The sequence below is a fragment of the Enterobacter sp. 3U4 genome, assembly GCF_057224565.1.
This window is the reverse complement of sequence record NZ_CP136665.1, coordinates 4681867-4704429: the sequence shown is the minus strand read 5'-3', so window position 1 is coordinate 4704429 and position 22563 is coordinate 4681867. Positions and strand designations below refer to the sequence as shown.

Genomic DNA, 22563 nt, shown 5'->3' with positions numbered 1-22563 from the left:
CCTTTTCTCCAGTCAATCATGCTTTTCTGCATTTTAATGTGACGCACTGTACCAGTACAAGAGTACAAAAGGAATAAAAAAAGCCCCGATAGCATGTATCGGGGCTGTATATTTTACTTTACGTCAGTAAGCGTAAGGCTTATGCGTCACCGAAACGACGACGGCTGGTGCCTTCTTCACGACGTGGGCCACGGTTTTCGCGACGCTCGCCGGAGAAACGACGACCTTCACCACCGCGACCTTCGCTGCGACCGCCTTCACGACGCTCGCCGCCGAAGCTGCGACCACCGCCACGACGTTCGCCACCGCGGTCAGGACGTGGCTGCGCATCGCCCAGAAGCTGCATGTTCATCGGCTTGTTCAGAATGCGGGTACGCGTAAAGTGCTGCAGCACTTCGCCCGGCATGCCTTTTGGCAGCTCGATGGTAGAGTGGGATGCGAACAGCTTGATGTTACCAATGTAACGGCTGCTGATATCGCCTTCGTTAGCGATCGCGCCAACGATGTGACGAACTTCAACGCCATCATCACGGCCCACTTCAATGCGGTACAGTTCCATATCACCTGCTTCGCGACGTTCACGACGTGGACGATCTTCACCACCACGCTCTGGACGGTCACCACGTGGGCCACGGTCATTACGGTCGCCACGACGTTCGAAGCGATCGTCACGGTCACGGAATTCACGCTTAGGACGCATCGGCGCATCTGGTGGCACGATCAGGCTACGTTCGCCCTGAGCCATTTTCAGCAGTGCTGCGGCCAGGGTTTCCATGTCCAGCTCTTCGCCTTCAGCAACAGGCTGAATCTGCGACAGCAGCGCACGGTACTGATCCAGATCGCTGCTTTCCAGCTGCTGCTGTACTTTCGCGGCGAATTTTTCCAGACGGCGTTTGCCCAGCAGCTCTGCGTTTGGCAGGTCAGCTTCTGGAATGGTCAGCTTCATAGTGCGTTCAATGTTACGCAGCAGACGACGCTCGCGGTTCTCAACGAACAGCAGCGCACGGCCAGCGCGACCCGCACGACCGGTACGGCCGATACGGTGAACGTAAGACTCGGAATCCATCGGGATGTCGTAGTTCACAACCAGGCTGATACGCTCAACGTCCAGACCACGTGCTGCCACGTCGGTTGCAATCAGGATATCCAGACGACCGTCTTTCAGACGCTCCAGAGTCTGCTCACGCAGGGCCTGGTTCATGTCACCGTTCAGCGCTGCGCTGTTGTAGCCGCTACGCTCCAGGGCTTCAGCCACTTCCAGGGTCGCGTTTTTGGTACGAACGAAGATAATCGCCGCATCAAAATCTTCCGCTTCCAGGAAACGTACCAGCGCTTCGTTTTTGCGCATGCCGTACACAGACCAGTAGCTCTGGCTGATGTCCGGGCGAGTGGTTACGCTGGACTGAATACGCACTTCCTGAGGATCGTTCATGAAGCGCTTGGTGATACGACGAATCGCTTCTGGCATGGTGGCAGAGAACAGCGCGGTCTGATGACCGTCTGGGATCTGCGCCATGATGGTTTCGACGTCTTCGATGAAGCCCATACGCAGCATTTCATCTGCTTCATCCAGTACCAGGCCGCTCAGTTTAGAGAGGTCCAGAGTACCGCGCTTCAGGTGATCCAGCAGACGGCCCGGCGTACCGACAACAATCTGTGGGCCCTGGCGCAGGGCGCGTAACTGCACGTCATAACGCTGGCCGCCGTACAGGGCTACCACGTTTACGCCGCGCATATGTTTAGAGAATTCCGTCATGGCCTCTGCAACCTGAACAGCCAGTTCACGGGTTGGAGCCAGGACGAGGATCTGCGGTGCACGCAGGTCCGGATCAATGTTGTTCAGCAGCGGCAGCGAGAATGCTGCAGTTTTACCGCTACCAGTCTGGGCCATGCCCAGCACGTCACGACCAGAAAGCAGGTGTGGGATACACTCAGCCTGGATCGGAGATGGTTTTTCGTAACCCAGATCGTTAAGGGCTTCAAGGATAGGAGCCTTCAGGCCCAGATCTGCAAAAGTGGTTTCGAATTCAGCCATGTAGTACGAGTGCCTCAATGTCAATGGCGGCCAGTCTACTTAGCTCATCGTGAAAATGATTAGCAATTTTCATTGAAAAGTGTGAACCGGCTCAAAGTAGGTGTATTGACGAACAACAACGCCCTCACCAGTTAAGGTGATGGCAATCAAAAGATTACGGGCTGATGTTTATGTCGTCAGCTATTGCTGGTCCGATTCTGCCAGGTCGTCTTGCTCCTGGCCCAAGAGCGATAATTCCAACAATGCATAACGGTGCTCAACGAAGTTGTGTACGTTGTTAGCAACCGCTAATTTGAACAGTGCCGTAGCGCTGTCCTTATCCCCCAGACTTAGGTAGTACTTACCTAAATAGAAGTTGGTTTCACTGAGATGCTCAGCGAGCGAGGTGTTATCCGTTGCGTCCGCCTTGAGGCGTTCCATCAGCGTTGCTTCGCTAATGTTGCCCAGGTAGAACTCGACAATGTTCCATCCCCACTGTTCCTTGTCCGATTTATCGAAGCGCTGTTTCAGTGCCTCTTTTGCCTGCTTCTCATCGAGCTTCCGCTCAACGATGTAAAGCCACAGGCTACGGAAAGGATCATTAGGATCGTCTTGATAAAACGCCAGCAGATCATCTTGCGCTAACTTGTCACGACCGCCGTAATACAGTGCGATACCGCGATTCAAGTGCGCGTAGTTGTAAGTTGGATCAAGCTCAAGTACAGAATCAAACGCTTCATAGGCAGCATCAAAATTGCCTGCCTGCGTTAAATAAATGCCTAAGTAATTGAATACTTCCGGCATATCAGGTCGGATAGCCAGCGCTTGTGAAAAATCATTTCGCGCCAATGCCCTCAGACCGAGACTATCATACAACACTCCGCGCTCATATAAAAGCTGTGCGCGTTCTTCATCGGTTAAAGCCCGACTGGCAAGAATTTGTTCCATGCGTGCCAGAATCACTTCCTGCTGCAAAGTCGGTTGCAATGGCACTGCGAGGACTTCGCTCTTACGCCAGGCAGAGTTGCTGCATCCTGCCAGCGTTAAAGCTGTCGCAACGAAACACCAGCGCAAAAAAGGCTTCATTTCCCACTCCCGAAGACAACTATTGGATGAACGTCCTGTCCCCCGGCGGCTTAACAAGGCGTCCTGCCTGATAATAGGCCCTCCGCAAAGCGGAGGGCAAATGGCAACTTACTCGCCTTGCTGTTCTGCTGCCTGTGCTTCTGGCGCAGCAGCTGGCTGAGACTGCTCGGTTGCTTCTTTAATGCTCAGACGGATACGGCCCTGGCGATCAACTTCCAGAACTTTAACCGGTACTTCCTGACCCATCTGCAGGTAATCGGTCACTTTCTCAACGCGCTTGTCAGCGATCTGAGAGATGTGAACCAGACCTTCTTTACCGCCACCGATGGCAACAAACGCGCCAAAGTCAACGATACGGGTCACTTTACCTGCGTAGACGCGGCCCACTTCGATCTCTGCAGTGATTTCTTCGATGCGACGGATCGCGAATTTCGCTTTCTCGCCGTCGGTTGCTGCGATCTTCACAGTACCGTCATCTTCGATTTCGATCGTGGTGCCAGTCTCTTCGGTCAGAGCACGGATTACGGAACCGCCCTTACCGATAACATCTTTGATCTTGTCTGGGTTGATCTTGATGGTGTGGATACGTGGAGCGAACTGAGAAATGTCGCCACGCGGCGCGTTAATCGCCTGTTCCATCACGCCCAGGATGTGCAGACGCGCACCTTTAGCCTGGTTCAGAGCAACCTGCATGATCTCTTTGGTGATACCTTCAATTTTGATATCCATCTGCAGCGCAGAGATACCTTCGCGGGAACCCGCTACTTTGAAGTCCATATCACCCAGGTGGTCTTCGTCGCCCAGAATGTCAGACAGAACAACGAAGTTGTCGCCTTCTTTCACCAGACCCATTGCGATACCCGCAACGGCGGCTTTGATTGGCACGCCTGCATCCATCAGCGCCAGAGAAGCACCACACACGGAAGCCATGGAAGAAGAACCGTTGGATTCGGTGATTTCAGACACCACACGTACGGTGTACGGGAATTTGTCTGCTTCTGGCATGACTGCCAGTACGCCGCGCTTCGCCAGACGACCGTGACCAATTTCACGACGCTTCGGCGAGCCAACCATACCGGTTTCGCCTACGGAGTACGGAGGGAAGTTGTAGTGGAACAGGAAGCTGTCAGTGCGCTCGCCCATCAGTTCGTCGATGATCTGTGCGTCACGTGCAGTACCCAGGGTCGCGGTAACCAGCGCCTGCGTTTCGCCACGGGTGAACAGCGCGGAACCGTGAGTACGTGGCAGAACGCCAGTACGCACATCCAGACCACGGATCATGTCTTTTTCGCGGCCATCGATACGCGGCTCGCCTGCCAGAACGCGGCTACGAACAACGTTTTTCTCGATAGCGTGCAGGATGTCGCTCAGTTCGTTAGCGTCCAGCGCTTCGTCTTCAGCAACCAGCGTCGCGATAGTTTCAGACTTGATCACGTCAACCTGAGCGTAACGCTCCTGTTTGTCAGTGATGCGGTATGCATCGCTCAGACGAGATTCTGCCAGGGCTGCAACGCGTGCGTTCAGCGCGTCGTTTGCCGCTTCTGGCTGCCAGTCCCAACGTGGTTTACCGGCTTCTTTCACCAGGTCGTTGATGTTCTGGATAACGATCTGCTGCTGGTCGTGGCCAAATACCACAGCGCCCAGCATCTGGTCTTCGCTCAGCAGTTCAGCTTCGGATTCAACCATCAGCACAGCCGCTTCAGTACCCGCAACCACCAGGTCCAGCTTACTTTCTTTCAGCTCTTCCTGAGTTGGGTTCAGCACGTACTGGTCGTTGATGTAGCCAACACGCGCGGCACCGATTGGGCCATTGAATGGAATACCAGACAGTGACAGGGCAGCGGATGCGCCGATCATAGCAACGATGTCCGGGTTAACCTGTGGGTTAACGGAAACAACGGTCGCGATAACCTGTACTTCGTTAACGAAGCCTTCCGGGAACAGCGGGCGAACCGGACGGTCAATCAGACGCGCGATCAGGGTTTCGCCTTCGCTTGGACGGCCTTCACGACGGAAGAAACCACCCGGGATCTTACCGGCAGCGTAAGTACGCTCCTGATAGTTAACGGTCAGCGGGAAGAAGTCCTGACCTGGTTTAGCTTTTTTCTGGCCAACAACGGTAACGAATACCGCAGTGTCATCCATGCTTACCATAACGGCAGCAGTAGCCTGACGTGCCATCATGCCGGTTTCCAGCGTGACGGTATGTTGACCATACTGGAATTTACGAACGATCGGATTCAGCAAAGTTCTGTCCTTTCTTAAATGTTTGACAGCACACCACCGGTGTGCTGTCGATTTGACCCGACCTTCTTCGCATCCTCGCGACTAATGACAACCAACACCCCCATGGGTGAAGCCTCTCATTAGCCGCGCGAACCTCTGCAATGAAGATCATTTATAGCAACAATACAATAGTTTCCAGTGAATTGCTGCCGTCTGGTTGAAAAAAGGGGCCATCAGGCCCCCTTTTCTGAAACTCGCAAGACTTAGCGACGCAGACCCAGACGCTCGATCAGCGCGGTGTAGCGTGCAACATCTTTACGTTTCAGGTAGTCGAGCAGTTTACGACGCTGAGAAACCATACGCAGCAGACCACGACGGCTGTGGTGATCTTTTTTGTGCTCTGCAAAGTGACCCTGCAGGTGGTTAATCTGTGCAGTCAGCAGTGCAACCTGAACTTCGGTAGAACCGCTGTCGTTAGTACCACGACCAAACTCAGAAACGATTTTAGCTTTAGCTTCAACGCTTAGAGACATTTTCAAACTCCAAAGTATAAAGAATGTAAGGGTGCCGATCTCTAATTCAGCGACCCCATGTACGCCCCGCAGATTGTTAAACAATTTACCAGGCGTTAAGCGGCGATATTCTACTCGTCTCCCCTGCTTATCGCAAGGCGAGCCGTCATCACCGTCATGCTTCGACCGGATACTCGACGACCAGACGACGCGGCGCAACGCGCCCTTCACCATCCATTTCGCCCATACCGATGAATTTTCCTTCGTCACCTTCGGTCACGCGTACCAGTCCTTCCAGCGGCGCTTGTGCCGTACGAACCGGGTTGCCGTTCTTAAAGTAAACGGAGGATGTTAAAGGAAGATTAACAACCGGGAAGTCCGCTGCCGGACTGTCCATCGGCATCAGCAATGGATCCAGCAAATCTGCCGGCGCGATCCCCTGCGCTTCCGCCTGCTCTAACAGCTCGCGCAGATGTTCCAGGGTTACCATCCGCTCCACCGGATACTTGCTCACCGCAAGGCGGCGCAGGTAAATCACATGCGCGCCGCAGCCCAGTTTTTCACCGAGGTCGTCGATGATGGTGCGAATGTACGTCCCTTTCGAACAGTGTACTTCCAGCTCCAGCTCATCACCTTCGTGGCGAATAAACAGCAGCTCATATACGGTTATCGGACGAGCTTCACGCGGGACTTCAATGCCCTGGCGCGCGTATTCGTAGAGTTTTTTTCCCTGATATTTCAGCGCCGAATACATCGACGGCACCTGCATCGTGTCCCCACGGAAGCTCTCCAGCGCAGCAGCAAGCTGTTCCGCGCTGAAGGTCACCGGACGCTCTTCTACCACCTGGCCATCCGCGTCGGAGGTATCCGTGCGCTGGCCCAGCTTAGCGATAACGCGGTAGCGCTTATCGGAGTCGAGCAGGTACTGGGAAAACTTTGTCGCCTCTCCCAGGCAGACCGGCAGCATGCCGGTTGCCAGCGGATCGAGCGCGCCGGTGTGGCCCGCACGGTTGGCGTTATAAATACGCTTAACTTTCTGCAGCACGTCGTTGCTGGAAGCGCCCTGGGGTTTATCCAGCAGCAGCACACCATGCACGTCGCGACCACGACGACGAGGACGACTCATTAGTCCTCCTTGCTGTCGTCCGCCGGGTTAACACGACGCTCGTCGTCATGTTTCACCACGCTGGTCACCAGGTTGGACATACGCATACCTTCGACCAGCGAGTTGTCGTAGAAGAAGGTCAGTTCAGGCACGATACGCAGACGCATCGCTTTGCCAAGCAGGGAGCGGATGAAACCAGAGGCTTCCTGCAGCGCTTTAATGCCGTTTTTCACTGCCGCTTCATCTTGATCGTTCAGGAAGGTGACGAACACTTTTGCATAAGCCAAATCGCGGGACATTTCGACACCGGAGACGGTGGTCATCATGCCGACGCGAGGGTCTTTAATTTCACGTTGCAGAATGAGAGCGATCTCTTTCTGCATTTCCTGCGCTACGCGCTGAGGGCGACCAAATTCTTTCGCCATAATAAATTCTCCAGACAAAAAAGGGGCTAAAGCCCCTTTTTGAAATTATTGCCGGGTGGCGCGAGGCGATCCCGGCTTACAATCGGTAATTAAGCGATGGTACGCTGAATTTCGATGATCTCGAACACTTCGATCATATCGCCAACGCGAACGTCGTTGTAGTTCTTCACGCCGATACCACATTCCATGCCGTTACGGACTTCGTTAACGTCATCTTTGAAGCGGCGCAGGGATTCCAGCTCGCCTTCGTAGATAACCACGTTGTCACGCAGTACGCGGATTGGGTTGTGACGCTTGATGTTACCTTCGGTAACCATACAGCCCGCGATCGCACCGAATTTCGGTGATTTGAACACGTCACGTACTTCAGCCAGACCGATGATCTGCTGTTTCAGCTCAGGAGACAGCATGCCGCTCATCGCTGCTTTCACTTCGTCGATCAGGTTATAGATGACGGAGTAGTAACGCAGATCCAGGCTTTCGGATTCAATCACTTTACGCGCAGATGCATCCGCACGAACGTTGAAGCCAACCAGGATAGCGTTGGAGGCAGCAGCCAGGGTCGCGTCGGTTTCGGTGATACCACCTACGCCAGAACCGATGATCTTCACTTTCACTTCGTCGGTAGACAGTTTCAGCAAGGAGTCGGAGATCGCTTCCACAGAACCCTGAACGTCAGCTTTCAGAACGATGTTCACTTCGTGGACTTCGCCCTCGGTCATGTTGGCAAACATGTTCTCGAGTTTAGATTTCTGCTGACGAGCCAGTTTAACTTCACGGAATTTGCCCTGACGATACAGTGCAACTTCACGCGCTTTCTTCTCGTCACGCACAACGGTCACTTCGTCACCGGCAGCCGGAACACCGGACAGACCCAGGATTTCCACTGGAATGGACGGACCCGCTTCCAGCACTTCCTGACCCAGTTCGTTACGCATCGCGCGAACGCGGCCGTATTCGAAACCGCACAGAACGATGTCGCCTTTATGCAGCGTACCTTCGCGAACCAGAACGGTAGCAACCGGGCCACGTCCTTTATCCAGGAAGGATTCAATAACCGCACCGCTCGCCATACCGTTACGGATGGCTTTCAGCTCCAGAACTTCGGCCTGCAGCAGGATCGCGTCCAGCAGTTCGTCGATACCGGTACCCGCTTTCGCAGACACGTGTACGAACTGGCTTTCGCCGCCCCACTCTTCCGGCAGAATACCGTACTGGGAAAGTTCGTTTTTAACACGATCGGGATCCGCTTCTGGCTTATCGATCTTGTTAACTGCAACCACAACCGGTACACCTGCTGCTTTCGCATGCTGGATAGCTTCGATGGTCTGCGGCATGACGCCGTCGTCTGCAGCAACAACCAGAACAACGATATCCGTCGCCTGAGCACCACGAGCACGCATTGAGGTAAACGCGGCGTGGCCTGGGGTATCCAGGAAGGTGATCATACCGTTGTCAGTTTCTACGTGGTATGCACCGATGTGCTGGGTAATACCACCCGCTTCGCCAGAGGCAACCTTGGTAGAACGAATGTAGTCAAGCAGAGAGGTTTTACCGTGGTCAACGTGACCCATGATGGTCACTACCGGTGCGCGTGGTTCTGCTGCTGCACCTGTGTCACGGTCGCTCATTACTGCTTCTTCCAGCTCGTTTTCACGACGCAGGATAACTTTGTGGCCCATCTCTTCAGCAACCAGCTGTGCTGTTTCCTGATCGATCACCTGGTTGATGGTCGCCATAGCGCCCAGCTTCATCATCGCTTTGATGACCTGAGAGCCTTTAACTGCCATCTTGTTCGCCAGTTCGCCAACGGTGATGGTTTCGCCGATCACGACGTCACGGTTAACGGCCTGAGCTGGCTTCTGGAAGCCCTGCTGCAGAGCAGAACCTTTACGCTTGCCGCCTTTACCGCCGCGAACTGCAGCGCGTGCTTCTTCACGGTCAGCTTTGGATTCAGCGTGCTTGTTGCCTTTTTTCGCCGGACGCGCAGCTTTTGCATTACGGCCGCGGCCACGACCGCCTTCAACTTCACGGTCGTTATCATCTTCAGCCTGACGCGCATGCTGAGAAGTGGTCACGTGATAGTCGCTGGTGTCTTCAGTCGGCTCAACGGTATTCACACCATTCTTCTCGTTTTCTTCTGCCATACGGCGCGCTTCTTCGGCGACGCGGCGAGCTTCTTCTTCCAGCTTACGGCGGGCTTCTTCTTCCGCTTTACGCTTCAGCTCGGCAGCTTCATTTTCACGGCGGGCTTTTTCAGCCTGGGCGGTTTTGGTCATTTCGTCTGTCTGTTGATTGCTCACTTTGTCTTTTTCCGCAGCGTCACGCTTCACTTTATCACTTGCGTCGCGTTTCGCTTTTTCTGCGGCCTCACGTTCAGCTTTTAATTCTGCTTCACGTTTGGCGGCTGCTTCCGCCTCACGCTGAGCTTGTTCTTCCGCTTCACGCTGTGCCTGCTCTTCCGCAGCAAGGCGTTCTGCCTCTTGCGGATCACGTTTTACAAAGGTGCGCGTCTTGCGGACTTCAATTTGTACCGATTTGCTTTTGCCACCGGTACCAGGGATGTTTAACGTGCTACGCGTTTTGCGCTGCAGCGTCAACTTGTCAGGCGTAGAACCGTGTTCACGGTTCAGGTGCGTTAACAAGGTTTGTTTTTCTTGCGCGGTCACCGAGTCATCAGCGGACTTCGGGATCCCTGCATCAGCAAATTGCTGTACCAGGCGGTCCACGGAGGTCTGAATCTCAGCAGCCAGCGATTTTACAGTTACATCAGTCATGCTGTTCCTTCCTGCTACAGTTTATTACGCTTCGTCGCCGAACCAGCAAATATTACGTGCGGCCATGATGAGCTCGCCGGCTTTCTCGTCGGTTAAACCTTCGATATCAGCCAGGTCATCAACGCCTTGCTCAGCGAGATCTTCCAGCGTACAAACACCACGGGCAGCCAGCTTGAACGCAATCGCACGATCAAGACCTTCCAGATTCAGCAGGTCATCAGCCGGCTTCTTATCGCCAAGGCTTTCTTCCTGAGCCAGTGCCAGGGTGGTCAGTGCGTTTTTAGCGCGTTCACGCAGGGCTTCAACGGTTGGTTCATCCAGACCGTCAATTTCCAGCAGCTCTTTCATTGGCACATAGGCCAGTTCTTCCAGCGTAGAGAAACCTTCTTCAACCAGAACAGTGGCGAAGTCTTCGTCAATATCCAGGTATTTAGTGAAGGTGTCGATCGCCGCATGGGCTTCAGCCTGATGCTTAGCCTGCAGGTCATCAACGGTCATTACGTTGAGTTCCCAGCCGCTCAGCTGCGACGCCAGGCGTACGTTCTGACCGTTACGGCCGATTGCCTGCGCCAGGTTGCCCGCTTCAACAGCGATATCCATGGTGTGTTTGTCTTCGTCAACAACGATAGACGCCACATCAGCTGGAGCCATTGCGTTGATCACGAACTGCGCCGGGTTGTCATCCCACAGAACGATATCAATACGTTCGCCGCCCAGCTCAGTAGAAACTGCCTGGACACGCGCACCGCGCATACCGACGCAAGCACCGACCGGGTCGATACGCTTGTCGTTGGTTTTCACCGCAATTTTCGCACGGGAGCCCGGATCGCGAGCCGCCGCTTTAATCTCGATAACTTCTTCACCGATTTCCGGTACTTCGATACGGAACAGTTCTACCAGCATTTCTGGTTTAGAACGGGTCACGAACAGCTGTGCACCACGCGCTTCAGGGCGAACGGCGTACAGAACGCCGCGAATACGGTCGCCTGGGCGGAAGTTTTCACGCGGCAGCATATCTTCACGCAGGATCACGGCTTCAGCGTTACCCGGCAACCCTTCGGATTTGATCTCCAGGGAGATGTTGTCGCGGTTCACTTTCTTCACCACGCCGGTGATGATCTCGCCTTCCTGATCGCGGAACTGATCGACAACCAGCGCACGCTCGGCTTCACGCACTTTCTGCACGATAACCTGTTTAGCGGTCTGGGTGGTGATACGGTCGAAGGTCACAGATTCAATCTGATCTTCAACGTACTCACCCACGTTCAGACTTTCGTCTTCAAAACGGGCGGCTTCCAGCGTGATCTCTTTGGTCGGCTGGGTCACTTCTTCAACGATTACCCAACGACGGAATGTATCGAAGTCACCGCTTTTACGATCGATTTCTACGCGAACATCGATCTCTTGTTCGTATTTTTTCTTGGTTGCTGTAGCCAGTGCACTTTCCAGCGCTTCGAAAATCTTCTCACGCGGCAGTGATTTCTCGTTGGAGACGGCTTCAACAACAGCCAAAATTTCTTTGTTCATCGCGGGCTTTTCACCTCAATCCAGACTGTTAAAAGTGGGGAACCAGGTTCGCCTTCTGGATATTACTCAGCGCGAACACTTCATCTTTGCCTTCGACTGTCACCGTGATCATTTCACCATCAACGGCTTTGATAATTCCCTGCCATTTACGGCGGTTCTGTACGGCCATACGCAGAACGAGAGCCACTTCTTCACCGGTAAAGCGCACATAGTGCTCGGCCGTGAACATCGGGCGATCGAGGCCAGGTGAGGAAACTTCCAGGTTGTACGCAACGGTAATCGGGTCTTCAACATCAAGAACCGCACTCACCTGGTGGCTGACATCAGCACAATCATCAACATTGATGCCATCTTCACTATCAATATAGATGCGCAGCGTCGATGTACGGCCGCGAACGAATTCGATGCCGACCAGTTCGTAGCCCAGTGCTTCGACCGGTGCAGTAATCATCTCTGTTAATTTTTGCTCTAATGTGGACAAGCCCACCCCCAAGACATAAAAAAAGGGCGTAAAGCCCAGTTATTCTGTAGTCAGATAACAAAAAACCCCGATAAATCGGGGCTTTAGATAACTGAACCCTATAGCCACAACTGTGGCCTGGAGCACTTTCCGAAAGAATTTTTTCAAATCCAGCTACGAAGGCTCTAAGTCTTCACAGTATATTTGAAAAAGAACTTTATGGGAAAGTGGTTGCGGGGGCCGGATTTGAACCGACGACCTTCGGGTTATGAGCCCGACGAGCTACCAGGCTGCTCCACCCCGCGCCTGAAACGTGGCAAATTCTACGCGTTTTGGACAGAATTTGCAAATAATGCTGGGATTTGGTACCGAAGACGGGACGTAAAATCGGCGTTTAGTATATTGATAGTTGACCCCACCTGTCAAGGCGACTTCCGCCAGATCGATCAGACCAAAATTTTTACAAAAAACGCACGACTCTCTTCCGGTCTTCGCCAAAAGATGATTAAATGAATACTCACTTATTTTGCATAAAAATGCACAAGAGAGCGAAAGCGGTCTCTAATCAGTCAATCAAGCAGGGTTTTATTCTATGACGACGATTCTCAAGCATCTTCCGGTTGGACAACGTATTGGCATCGCTTTCTCAGGTGGCCTGGATACCAGCGCTGCACTGCTGTGGATGCGCCAGAAGGGAGCGGTTCCGTATGCCTATACTGCGAACCTGGGTCAGCCGGATGAGGACGACTATGATGCCATTCCTCGTCGCGCTAAAGAGTATGGTGCAGAGAACGCGCGCCTGATTGACTGCCGTAAGCAACTGGTCGCTGAAGGTATCGCGGCTATTCAATGTGGTGCATTCCATAACACCACCGGCGGCCTGACCTATTTCAACACCACCCCGCTGGGCCGTGCGGTTACCGGCACCATGCTGGTTGCCGCCATGAAAGAAGACGGCGTCAATATCTGGGGTGACGGCAGCACCTATAAAGGAAACGATATCGAACGTTTCTATCGCTATGGCCTGCTGACCAACGCCGAACTGCAGATTTACAAACCGTGGCTGGATACCGACTTCATCGACGAGCTGGGTGGTCGTCATGAGATGTCCGAGTTTATGATCGCCTGCGGTTTTGACTATAAAATGTCAGTCGAAAAAGCCTATTCCACCGACTCCAACATGCTGGGTGCGACGCACGAAGCGAAAGACCTGGAATTCCTGAACTCCAGCGTGAAGATCGTTAACCCGATCATGGGCGTGAAGTTCTGGGACGAGAACGTGAAGATCCCGGCAGAAGAAGTGACCGTGCGTTTCGAACGCGGCCATCCGGTTGCGCTGAACGGTAAAACCTTCTCTGACGATGTGGAGCTGATGCTGGAAGCTAACCGTATTGGCGGTCGTCACGGTCTGGGTATGAGCGATCAGATTGAAAACCGTATCATCGAGGCGAAAAGCCGCGGCATCTATGAAGCCCCGGGAATGGCGCTGCTGCACATCGCTTACGAGCGTCTGCTGACCGGCATTCACAACGAAGACACCATTGAGCAGTATCACTCTCATGGCCGTCAGCTGGGCAAACTGCTGTATCAGGGCCGCTGGTTCGATCCGCAGGCGCTGATGCTGCGTGATGCGCTGCAGCGTTGGGTGGCGAGTGCAATCACCGGTGAAGTGACCCTGGAACTGCGTCGCGGTAATGACTACTCCATCCTGAACACCGTGTCTGACAATCTGACCTATAAAGCAGAGCGTCTGACCATGGAGAAAGGTGAATCCGTGTTCTCACCGGACGATCGTATTGGCCAGCTGACCATGCGTAATCTGGATATCACCGATACCCGCGAGAAGCTATTCAACTATGTTGAGAATGGCCTGCTTTCCGCCAGTTCCGGTAACGGCCTGCCGCAGGTTGAGAATCTGGAACACAGCGATAAGAAGTAATCGCTGATGTAGCATGCAAAAGGCGTCCTGGGACGCCTTTTTTATTTGGATTTCGTAGGCCCGGTAAGCGCAGCGCACCGGGCAAAACGGCGGGTGGCGATGCGCTTACCCACCCTACAAAAGATCGGTAACACATAATCTACAGACGAAAAAAAAGACGTCTTTCGACGTCTTTCTTCTGGAATATTGGTACCGAGGATGGGACTCGAACCCACAAGCCCGTTAGGGCACTACCACCTCAAGGTAGCGTGTCTACCAATTCCACCACCTCGGTACAGAATACTTAGTGCGGGATATCGCTGGTTGGCTTAGCCGGTGCAGCTGGCTGAGTTTGCTCAGTTTTCGCTGGCGCGCTCAGATTTTCCCACTCGCTTCCTTTGCTGGTCTTGTTGCTGTTGATATTGCCAAGCACCAGACTGATGATGAAGAACAGCGTAGCCAGAATCGCCGTAGTGCGGGTCATGAAGTTCGCAGAACCACTTGAACCAAACAGCGTACCGGAAGCGCCTGCTCCGAAGGAGGCTCCCATATCAGCGCCTTTACCTTGCTGCAGCATAATCAGCGCTACGAGAGCGATGGCTACAATAAGGAAAATAACTAAAAGAGCTTCGTACATAATCAACCTGTTCCTTGCGGATTTGCCGCATACCAATGCTTCGACCAATTAGCAGGATTTTTGTTTCCCACTGAAGCGGGTGTGAATACTAACCAAAGCGAATGGCCTTCGCAAGGGCATTTTTGACGCATTGTATCAACTGCGGAAAAAAACAGCAAAAAGCCATTAATTGCTCAAAACAAAGGCGGCAATAGCCGCCTTTTTATACATTTAGCGTGCACGATTATGCAGCTTTTACAGCATCCGCGATACGGTGTGCAAACTCGGTTACCTGCGCTTCGTCTTCACCTTCCACCATCACGCGGATCAGCGGTTCGGTACCTGACTTACGCAGCAGCACGCGTCCCCGATTGCCCAGGGCCGCTTCAACGTCAGCCATCACCGCTTTCACGTTATCATTTTCCAGCGGGTCGCCTTTGCCGGCAGTGAAACGTACGTTGACCAGAATCTGTGGGAACATTTTCATGCCGCTGCACAGATCGTGCAGGCTCATATGGTTGCGCGCCATTGCGGCAACCACCTGCAGCGCGGCCACAATACCATCACCGGTGGTGGTTTTGTCGAGCAGGATCACGTGACCTGAGTTCTCAGCGCCAATGCGCCAGCCCTTCTCCTGCAATTTTTCCAGCACATAGCGGTCACCCACTTTCGCGCGAACGAACGGAATACCGAGCTGCTTCAGCGCCAGTTCCAGGCCCATGTTACTCATCAGCGTACCTACCGCACCGCCGCGCAGCTGGCCTTGACGCAGACCTTCACGGGCAATGATATAGAGGATCTGATCGCCGTCGACCTTGTTACCTTCGTGGTCAACCATGATCACGCGGTCACCGTCGCCGTCCAGCGCAATACCCAGATCGGCTTTCTCCGCCAGAACACGCGCCTGCAGGGCACGAACGTCAGTTGCACCCACCTGCTCGTTAATGTTCAGACCATCCGGCTCGCAGCCAATGGTAATTACTTTCGCACCCAGTTCGCGGAAAACATTCGGGGCGATGTGGTAGGTCGCGCCATTAGCACAGTCCACCACAATTTTCAGATGAGCCAGGCTCAGCTCATTCGGGAAGGTGCCTTTACAGAATTCGATATAGCGACCCGCCGCATCAACGATACGGTTCGCTTTCCCCAGCTCTGCGGAATCAACACAGGTGATCTCTTTTTCCATTTCGGCTTCAATGGCTTCTTCCACGTCATCCGGGAGCTTGGTGCCGTCAATGGAGAAAAATTTAATGCCGTTGTCGTAGAACGGGTTGTGAGAAGCTGAGATGACAATCCCCGCTTCCGCACGGAAGGTGCGTGTCAGATACGCGACTGCAGGCGTTGGCATTGGGCCAGTAAAGGAGGCAGACAGCCCCGCCGCCGCCAGACCCGCTTCAAGCGCAGACTCCAGCATATAGCCCGAAATACGGGTGTCTTTACCGATGATAATTTTACGTGAACCATGACGCGCCAGTACCTTGCCCGCAGCCCAGCCGAGCTTCAGGACAAAATCAGGGGTGATGGGAGCATCGCCTACACGCCCACGGATACCGTCGGTACCAAAATATTTACGATTACTCATAGCGTTTGTTTTCCTTCGCTGCCAGTGTGGCTTCCACCACACGCATGGCTTCTACTGTTTCTTTGACGTCATGGACACGAATAATGTGCGCACCCTGCATCGCCGCAATCACCGCGCAGGCCAGGCTGCCGCTCAGGCGTTCGCTCGGCCCTACGTTCAGCAACTGCCCAATCATCGACTTTCTCGACATTCCCACCAGTAACGGCAGGCCAAAATGATGGAATTCCGATAAGCGCGCAAGCAACGCATAATTGTGGGAGAGATTTTTACCGAAACCGAACCCCGGGTCGAGCAGCAATTTCTCTTTTGGGATACCGGCACGTTCACAGCGTGCAATATGCTCAATAAAGAAGCGATTCACGTCGGCAAAGACATCGTCATACTTCGGTGCTTCCTGCATAGTTTTCGGTATGCCCTGCATGTGCATCAGGCATACCGGTAACCCCGTCTCTGCCGCGGCTTCAAGTGCGCCAGGCTCAGTGAGTGAGCGAATATCATTAATAATGTGAGCGCCCACTCTCGCCACTTCACGAATCACTTCTGGTTTTGAAGTATCAACGGAGATCCACACTTCAAACCGCTGTGCAATCGCTTCAACCACCGGCACCACTCGCGCCAGTTCTTCTTCCACAGACACGTCCGCCGCACCAGGACGCGTCGATTCGCCGCCAACGTCAATGATGGTGGCGCCCGCATTAATCATTAAATTCGCGTGCTTAACCGCCTCGATAAGCGTGTTATGCGTGCCGCCGTCAGAGAAGGAGTCAGGGGTAACATTCAGGATCCCCATCACATGGGGATGTGAGAGATCGAGATGCGAGTCCTGAGCGAATAATTTCATGGCGAAATCCCTGATATCTATATCGTTAAACAGAAATGAAAAACCCCGGAGCAAGCTCCAGGGTTTGAGGTACAGACAAACGCGTCAACAGCAGTGACTTACTTATCGCCCAACTGTTCTGACATGGTATTGCCCGGGTTTGGCGTACGCGGTTCATCAACCGGACGCGGCGCACGCGGGGTGCCATTGTTGTCAGAATTATTGGAAGCGCCTGGGTCTTCCCAGCCTGCTGGCGGACGGACTTCACGGCGCGCCATCAGGTCGTCAATCTGCGGTGCATCGATGGTCTCATATTTCATGAGCGCATCTTTCATCGAATGCAGGATGTCCATATTGTCGTTCAGGATCTGGCGTGCACGTGCATAGTTACGCTCTACCAGAGATTTTACTTCCTGGTCGATGATGCGAGCCGTCTCATCGGACATATGTTTCGCTTTCGCCACAGAACGGCCCAGGAAGACTTCACCCTCTTCCTCTGCATACAGCAGCGGACCGAGTTTGTCGGAGAAGCCCCACTGCGTCACCATGTTACGCGCCAGGTTTGTCGCGACTTTGATGTCGTTGGACGCACCGGTAGAAACATGTTCCACACCGTAGATAATCTCTTCTGCCAGGCGACCACCGTACAGGGTAGAAATCTGACTTTCCAGTTTCTGACGGCTGGCGCTGATCGCGTCGCCTTCAGGCAGGAAGAAGGTCACACCCAGCGCACGACCGCGCGGAATAATCGTCACTTTATGCACCGGATCGTGTTCCGGTACGAGGCGACCGATAATCGCGTGACCCGCTTCGTGGTATGCCGTGGACTCTTTCTGCGCTTCCGTCATCACCATGGAGCGACGTTCCGCACCCATCATGATTTTGTCTTTCGCTTTCTCGAACTCCACCATGGACACCACGCGCTTGTTACCGCGAGCGGCAAACAGAGCTGCTTCGTTGACCAGGTTAGCCAGGTCCGCACCGGAGAAGCCCGGGGTACCGCGCGCAATGATTGCCGCATCGATATCTGGCGCCAGCGGTACGCGACGCATGTGAACTTTCAGAATCTGTTCACGACCGCGAACGTCCGGCAGACCCACGACAACCTGACGGTCGAAACGGCCTGGACGCAGCAGCGCAGGGTCAAGTACGTCCGGACGGTTAGTCGCCGCGATAACGATGATACCTTCGTTACCTTCGAAGCCGTCCATCTCAACCAGCATCTGGTTCAGCGTCTGTTCACGTTCATCGTGACCACCGCCCAGACCTGCGCCACGCTGGCGGCCTACGGCGTCGATTTCATCGATGAAGATAATGCACGGTGCTGCCTTCTTGGCCTGCTCGAACATGTCACGCACACGAGATGCACCGACACCCACGAACATTTCAACGAAGTCAGAACCTGAAATAGTAAAGAACGGCACCTTCGCTTCACCCGCAATGGCTTTCGCCAGCAGGGTTTTACCGGTACCCGGAGGGCCAACCATCAGCACGCCTTTCGGGATCTTACCGCCCAGCTTCTGGAAACGGCTCGGTTCACGCAGGTATTCAACCAGTTCACCGACCTCTTCTTTCGCTTCGTCACACCCGGCGACGTCAGCAAACGTGGTCTTGATCTGGTCTTCCGTCAGCATACGCGCCTTGCTCTTACCGAACGACATGGCACCTTTGCCACCGCCGCCCTGCATCTGGCGCATAAAGAAGATCCAGACGCCGATAAGAAGCAGCATCGGGAACCAGGAAATGAAGATAGAAGCCAGCAGGCTTGGTTCTTCTGGCGGCTCGCCAACTACCTTGACGTTTTTGGTCAGAAGGTTATCAAGCAGCTTAGGATCGTTCACCGGGATGTAAGTCGTGTAACGGTTACTATCTTTCTTGGTAACGTTGATCTCACGTCCGTTGATACGCGCTTCGCGAACCTGGTCCTGATTGACCTCCTGCAGGAAGGTAGAATAATCCACCTTGCGGCCATTCGACTCGCTGGGCCCAAAGCTCTGGAATACTGACATCAGCACAACGGCAATGACCAGCCAGAGTATTAGGTTTTTCGCCATGTCACTCAAGGGATTAACCTCATATTACAACTGTGTTAAAAACAGCGTCAGGATACTCTATATCCAGTTTCATTCAAACTTTCGCCTGAAATCTACCGGTTATCATTTTCGCCCGGTCGCTACAATATACACTTCTCGGGAGCGGGCCCGGGAAGAGTCCGGCTTACGAACTTTAACCTTCGCAAACAGGGAGCGAATTTCCTTAAGATACTCCTCGAAACCTTCGCCCTGAAACACCTTCACAACAAAACTACCACCAGGCGCTAGTACATCACGACACATTTCTAACGCTAGCTCCACCAGATACATGGCGCGGGGGATATCCACCGCCGGTGTTCCGCACATATTTGGTGCCATATCTGACATGACAACCTGAACCTTACTGTCACCTACACGATCAAGTAACGCTTTCAGCACTAATTCATCACGAAAGTCGCCCTGAAGGAAGTCGACACCAACGATGGGATCCATTGGTAAAAGATCGCACGCAATGATTCGGCCCGTTCCGCCGATTTGCGTTACCGCATACTGGGACCATCCGCCAGGTGCCGCACCGAGGTCAACAACCGTCATCCCCGGCTTAAAAAGTTTGTCACTTTGCTGTATTTCATCAAGTTTAAACCAGGCACGGGAACGCAACCCCTTTTTCTGTGCCTGTTGAACATATTTATCGCTAAAGTGTTCCTGAAGCCAGCGGCTGGAGCTGGCAGAACGCTTTTTACCTGTCATTTAACATTTCCGTCCTGGTTCATCGTTACCTGCCTGTGACGTAAATTTCTACGCAGCTATTTGGCGATATAAGGGAGATGGCGGTAGAATGAACCGTTTTCAATCCCAACGTAAGCAAAAATATACGATGAATCTGAGTACTAAACAAAAACAGCACCTTAAAGGTCTGGCACATCCGCTCAAGCCTGTAGTGATGCTTGGCAACAATGGTTTGACCGAAGGGGTGCTTGCCGAGATTGAACAAGCGCTGGAACACCACGAGCTGATCAAGGTGAAAATCGCCTCTGAAGACAGAGACACTAAAAACCTGATCGTGGAAGCCATCGTGCGCGAAACCGGCGCCTGTAATGTACAGGTCATCGGTAAAACGCTGGTGCTCTACCGCCCATCTAAAGAGCGTAAAATCTCGCTGCCACGCTAAGGATATCCTGAATCAAACACATTTTCTGTGTGAAACGAGGGATTTCTATCAGCAGGCGAGCAAAATGCCATGCTCCTTGAGTTGATAAAAGGCCGCTATGCGGCCTTTTTCTTTTCTTTACAATGTATCAACATCTTAGTAGAGAAGCGAATTACAGATATTCAACCTTAATAATTTCGTATTCTACTTCACCGCCAGGGGTGCGGATGGTGACAACATCATCCTGCTCTTTGCCAATCAGGCCGCGAGCAATCGGAGAGTTCACTGAAATCAGGTTCTGTTTGAAGTCTGCTTCATCATCACCCACGATGCGATAGGTTTGCTCTTCGTCGTTGTCCAGGTTCAGCACGGTAACGGTAGAACCAAAGATCACACGCCCGTTGTTAGGCATTTTGGTGATATCGATAACCTGCGCATTGGACAGTTTTGCTTCGATATCTTTAATACGCCCTTCACAGAAGCCCTGCTGCTCACGCGCGGCGTGGTATTCAGCATTCTCTTTCAGGTCGCCATGCTCGCGCGCATCCGCGATAGCGGCGATGATTTCAGGGCGACGCACGGATTTCAGAAAATCCAGCTCTTCGCGCAGTTTTTCGGCACCACGTAAGGTCATCGGAATAGCTTGCATTTGTTATACCTCTTAAACATTCCTGTTGGGAGCAGTGTTCCCTGCTCCTGCCCCCCTAAGCGGGCAAGAAGCAAAAAGAAAACCGACCCGGGAGCAATGCCCCAGGTCAGCAGCAATTTTTCAATTTGATATGCATTTTACCGCGAAGTTCACTATGGGTCATCGTTTACTTTGCAGTGCCATGCACCGTAGTATGACGGTTTGTTTTCGGGTTGTTAGCGCGAGATTATGCGATTTTCCAGATTTATCATCGGATTGACTACCAGTATAACGTTCACCGCCCAGGCCGCGAATGTTGATGAGTACATTAATCAGCTCCCCGCAGGCGCGAACCTTGCCCTGATGGTGCAGAAGGTTGGCGCACAGGCTCCCGAGATTGACTATCATAGTCAACAGATGGCGCTGCCTGCCAGTACCCAAAAGGTGATCACTGCCCTCGCCGCCCTGCTCCAGCTCGGTCCTGACTTCCGTTTTACGACCACACTCGAGACCAAAGGTAACGTCGAGGGGGGCGCACTGAAAGGCGATCTTATCGCCCGTTTTGGCGGCGATCCGACCTTTAAGCGCCAGGATATCCGCAACATGGTTGCGGTACTGAAAAAAACTGGCGTGCAGAAAATTGATGGCAATGTGCTGATCGACACGTCAATCTTTGCCAGCCACGATAAAGCCCCAGGCTGGCCGTGGAACGACATGACCCAATGTTTTAGCGCCCCGCCCGCCGCCGCGATTGTTGACCGTAACTGCTTCTCGGTTTCGCTTTACAGCGCGCCAAAACCAGATGATTTAGCGTTTATCCGCATAGCGTCCTACTACCCGGTCACAATGTTTAGCCAGGTCCGCACGCTGGCGAAAGGCTCCCCCGATGCACAGTATTGCGAACTGGACGTGGTGCCAGGCGATCTTAACCGCTTCACGCTCACCGGCTGCCTGACGCAGCGCGCCGATCCGCTGCCGCTGGCCTTTGCGATACAGGATGGCGCAAGCTATGCGGGCGCCATCCTGAAGGATGAGCTGAAACAAGCAGGCATAACATACACCGGAACGCTGCTTCGCCAGACGCAGGTCAACCAGCCCGGCACGGTCATCGCGAGCAAACAGTCTCCTCCGCTGCACGATTTACTGCGAATCATGCTGAAAAAGTCTGACAACATGATTGCCGACACCGTATTCCGCATGATTGGTCACGCGCGTTTCGGCGTGCCGGGAACCTGGCGCGCGGGTTCAGACGCCGTTCGCCAGATCCTGCGCCAGCAGGCCGGGATCGAGCTGGGTAATACCATCGCCGTCGATGGCTCCGGATTATCGCGTCATAATTTGATCTCTCCGGCCACGATGATGCAGGTGCTTCAGTACATTGCACAGCATGACACTGAGCTAAACTTTATTTCAATGCTGCCGCTGGCCGGGCATGACGGTTCACTGCAGTACCGCGCGGGGCTTCACGCCGCGGGCGTGGATGGCAAAGTATCTGCGAAAACAGGCTCACTGCAGGGGGTTTACAACCTTGCAGGCTTCATCACTACCGCCAGCGGACAACGCATGGCATTCGTGCAGTATCTTTCCGGCTATGCCGTCGAACCGACCGACCAGCGCAATCGTCGTATTCCGCTGGTTCGCTTCGAAAGCAGGCTTTATAAGGACATCTACCAGAATAACTAGC

At 53.5% G+C, this 22563-nt stretch carries 19 protein-coding genes and 2 tRNA genes; 3 read left to right on the top strand and 18 right to left on the bottom strand.

Going from position 1 to position 22563, the window contains the following annotated elements:
* Positions 1-139: 139 nt before the first annotated feature.
* From RVY89_RS22420 to RVY89_RS22370, 11 genes are all read right to left on the bottom strand, one after another.
* Complete coding sequence (locus RVY89_RS22420) at positions 140-2035, bottom strand: DEAD/DEAH family ATP-dependent RNA helicase (protein WP_484826464.1); 1896 nt, start codon at positions 2033-2035, stop codon at positions 140-142.
* Complete coding sequence (gene yrbN / locus RVY89_RS22415; RefSeq protein ID WP_100122156.1) at positions 2028-2108, bottom strand: protein YrbN; 81 nt, start codon at positions 2106-2108, stop codon at positions 2028-2030. The genes RVY89_RS22420 and yrbN overlap by 8 nt, the downstream gene beginning before the upstream one ends.
* Before the next feature lie 107 nt (positions 2109-2215).
* Entirely contained in the window at positions 2216-3100 is an 885-nt protein-coding gene (gene nlpI / locus RVY89_RS22410) for a lipoprotein NlpI (RefSeq protein WP_371899174.1), read from the bottom strand.
* A 108-nt stretch (positions 3101-3208) separates the two neighbouring features.
* Positions 3209-5347 carry a polyribonucleotide nucleotidyltransferase gene (pnp, locus tag RVY89_RS22405; RefSeq protein WP_023309332.1) on the bottom strand — a complete coding sequence of 713 codons (2139 nt, stop codon included), beginning with the start codon at positions 5345-5347 and terminating at the stop codon, positions 3209-3211.
* 242 nt (positions 5348-5589) lie between these two features.
* A complete protein-coding gene (gene rpsO / locus RVY89_RS22400; protein WP_003861789.1) occupies positions 5590-5859 on the bottom strand; it encodes a 30S ribosomal protein S15 in 270 nt (89 codons plus the stop codon).
* Positions 5860-6013: 154 nt separating this feature from the next.
* Positions 6014-6964, bottom strand: coding sequence for a tRNA pseudouridine(55) synthase TruB (gene truB, locus RVY89_RS22395; protein ID WP_484826463.1), 951 nt, complete (start codon positions 6962-6964; stop codon positions 6014-6016).
* The gene (gene rbfA / locus RVY89_RS22390; protein ID WP_003024988.1) at positions 6964-7368 is read right to left on the bottom strand and encodes a 30S ribosome-binding factor RbfA; all 405 of its coding nucleotides are present in this window, start codon (positions 7366-7368) and stop codon (positions 6964-6966) included. Before rbfA ends, truB begins: the two co-directional genes overlap by 1 nt.
* 89 nt (positions 7369-7457) lie before the next feature.
* Entirely contained in the window at positions 7458-10145 is a 2688-nt protein-coding gene (gene infB, locus RVY89_RS22385) for a translation initiation factor IF-2 (RefSeq protein WP_048992084.1), read from the bottom strand.
* Positions 10146-10169: 24 nt separating this feature from the next.
* Entirely contained in the window at positions 10170-11672 is a 1503-nt protein-coding gene (gene nusA, locus RVY89_RS22380) for a transcription termination factor NusA (RefSeq protein WP_029739628.1), read from the bottom strand.
* Between the two features lie 28 nt (positions 11673-11700).
* The gene (gene rimP / locus RVY89_RS22375; RefSeq protein WP_014833432.1) at positions 11701-12153 is read right to left on the bottom strand and encodes a ribosome maturation factor RimP; all 453 of its coding nucleotides are present in this window, start codon (positions 12151-12153) and stop codon (positions 11701-11703) included.
* 207 nt (positions 12154-12360) lie between these two features.
* Positions 12361-12437, bottom strand: a tRNA-Met gene (locus RVY89_RS22370).
* A 287-nt stretch (positions 12438-12724) separates the two neighbouring features.
* On the opposite strand from RVY89_RS22370, the gene argG reads away from it, so the two are divergent.
* The gene (argG, locus tag RVY89_RS22365; RefSeq protein WP_014833433.1) at positions 12725-14071 is read left to right on the top strand and encodes an argininosuccinate synthase; all 1347 of its coding nucleotides are present in this window, start codon (positions 12725-12727) and stop codon (positions 14069-14071) included.
* Positions 14072-14258: 187 nt separating this feature from the next.
* Here argG and RVY89_RS22360 read toward each other — a convergent pair.
* The 6 genes from RVY89_RS22360 to rlmE form a co-directional block, all read right to left on the bottom strand.
* Positions 14259-14345, bottom strand: a tRNA-Leu gene (locus RVY89_RS22360).
* Between the two features lie 9 nt (positions 14346-14354).
* Positions 14355-14687, bottom strand: a complete 333-nt coding sequence (secG, locus tag RVY89_RS22355; RefSeq protein WP_023333590.1) for a preprotein translocase subunit SecG — start codon at positions 14685-14687, stop codon at positions 14355-14357.
* 223 nt (positions 14688-14910) lie between these two features.
* Complete coding sequence (glmM, locus tag RVY89_RS22350; RefSeq protein ID WP_013098919.1) at positions 14911-16248, bottom strand: phosphoglucosamine mutase; 1338 nt, start codon at positions 16246-16248, stop codon at positions 14911-14913.
* On the bottom strand, positions 16241-17089 hold the full coding sequence (folP, locus tag RVY89_RS22345) for a dihydropteroate synthase (protein WP_484826462.1): 849 nt from the start codon (positions 17087-17089) through the stop codon (positions 16241-16243). Before folP ends, glmM begins: the two co-directional genes overlap by 8 nt.
* A 98-nt stretch (positions 17090-17187) precedes the next feature.
* Positions 17188-19122, bottom strand: a complete 1935-nt coding sequence (ftsH, locus tag RVY89_RS22340) for an ATP-dependent zinc metalloprotease FtsH (protein ID WP_010436002.1) — start codon at positions 19120-19122, stop codon at positions 17188-17190.
* A gap of 102 nt (positions 19123-19224) precedes the next feature.
* On the bottom strand, positions 19225-19851 hold the full coding sequence (gene rlmE / locus RVY89_RS22335) for a 23S rRNA (uridine(2552)-2'-O)-methyltransferase RlmE (RefSeq protein WP_003861812.1): 627 nt from the start codon (positions 19849-19851) through the stop codon (positions 19225-19227).
* 127 nt (positions 19852-19978) lie between these two features.
* Between rlmE and yhbY the strand changes: the two genes are divergently transcribed.
* A complete protein-coding gene (gene yhbY / locus RVY89_RS22330; RefSeq protein ID WP_003861814.1) occupies positions 19979-20272 on the top strand; it encodes a ribosome assembly RNA-binding protein YhbY in 294 nt (97 codons plus the stop codon).
* Between the two features lie 151 nt (positions 20273-20423).
* Here yhbY and greA read toward each other — a convergent pair whose 3' ends face one another.
* Complete coding sequence (gene greA / locus RVY89_RS22325; protein WP_014171793.1) at positions 20424-20900, bottom strand: transcription elongation factor GreA; 477 nt, start codon at positions 20898-20900, stop codon at positions 20424-20426.
* A 228-nt stretch (positions 20901-21128) separates the two neighbouring features.
* Here greA and dacB point away from each other — a divergent pair, with 228 nt between their 5' ends.
* The gene (gene dacB / locus RVY89_RS22320) at positions 21129-22562 is read left to right on the top strand and encodes a serine-type D-Ala-D-Ala carboxypeptidase (protein ID WP_484826461.1); all 1434 of its coding nucleotides are present in this window, start codon (positions 21129-21131) and stop codon (positions 22560-22562) included.
* The last annotated feature ends 1 nt before the right edge of the window (position 22563 follow it).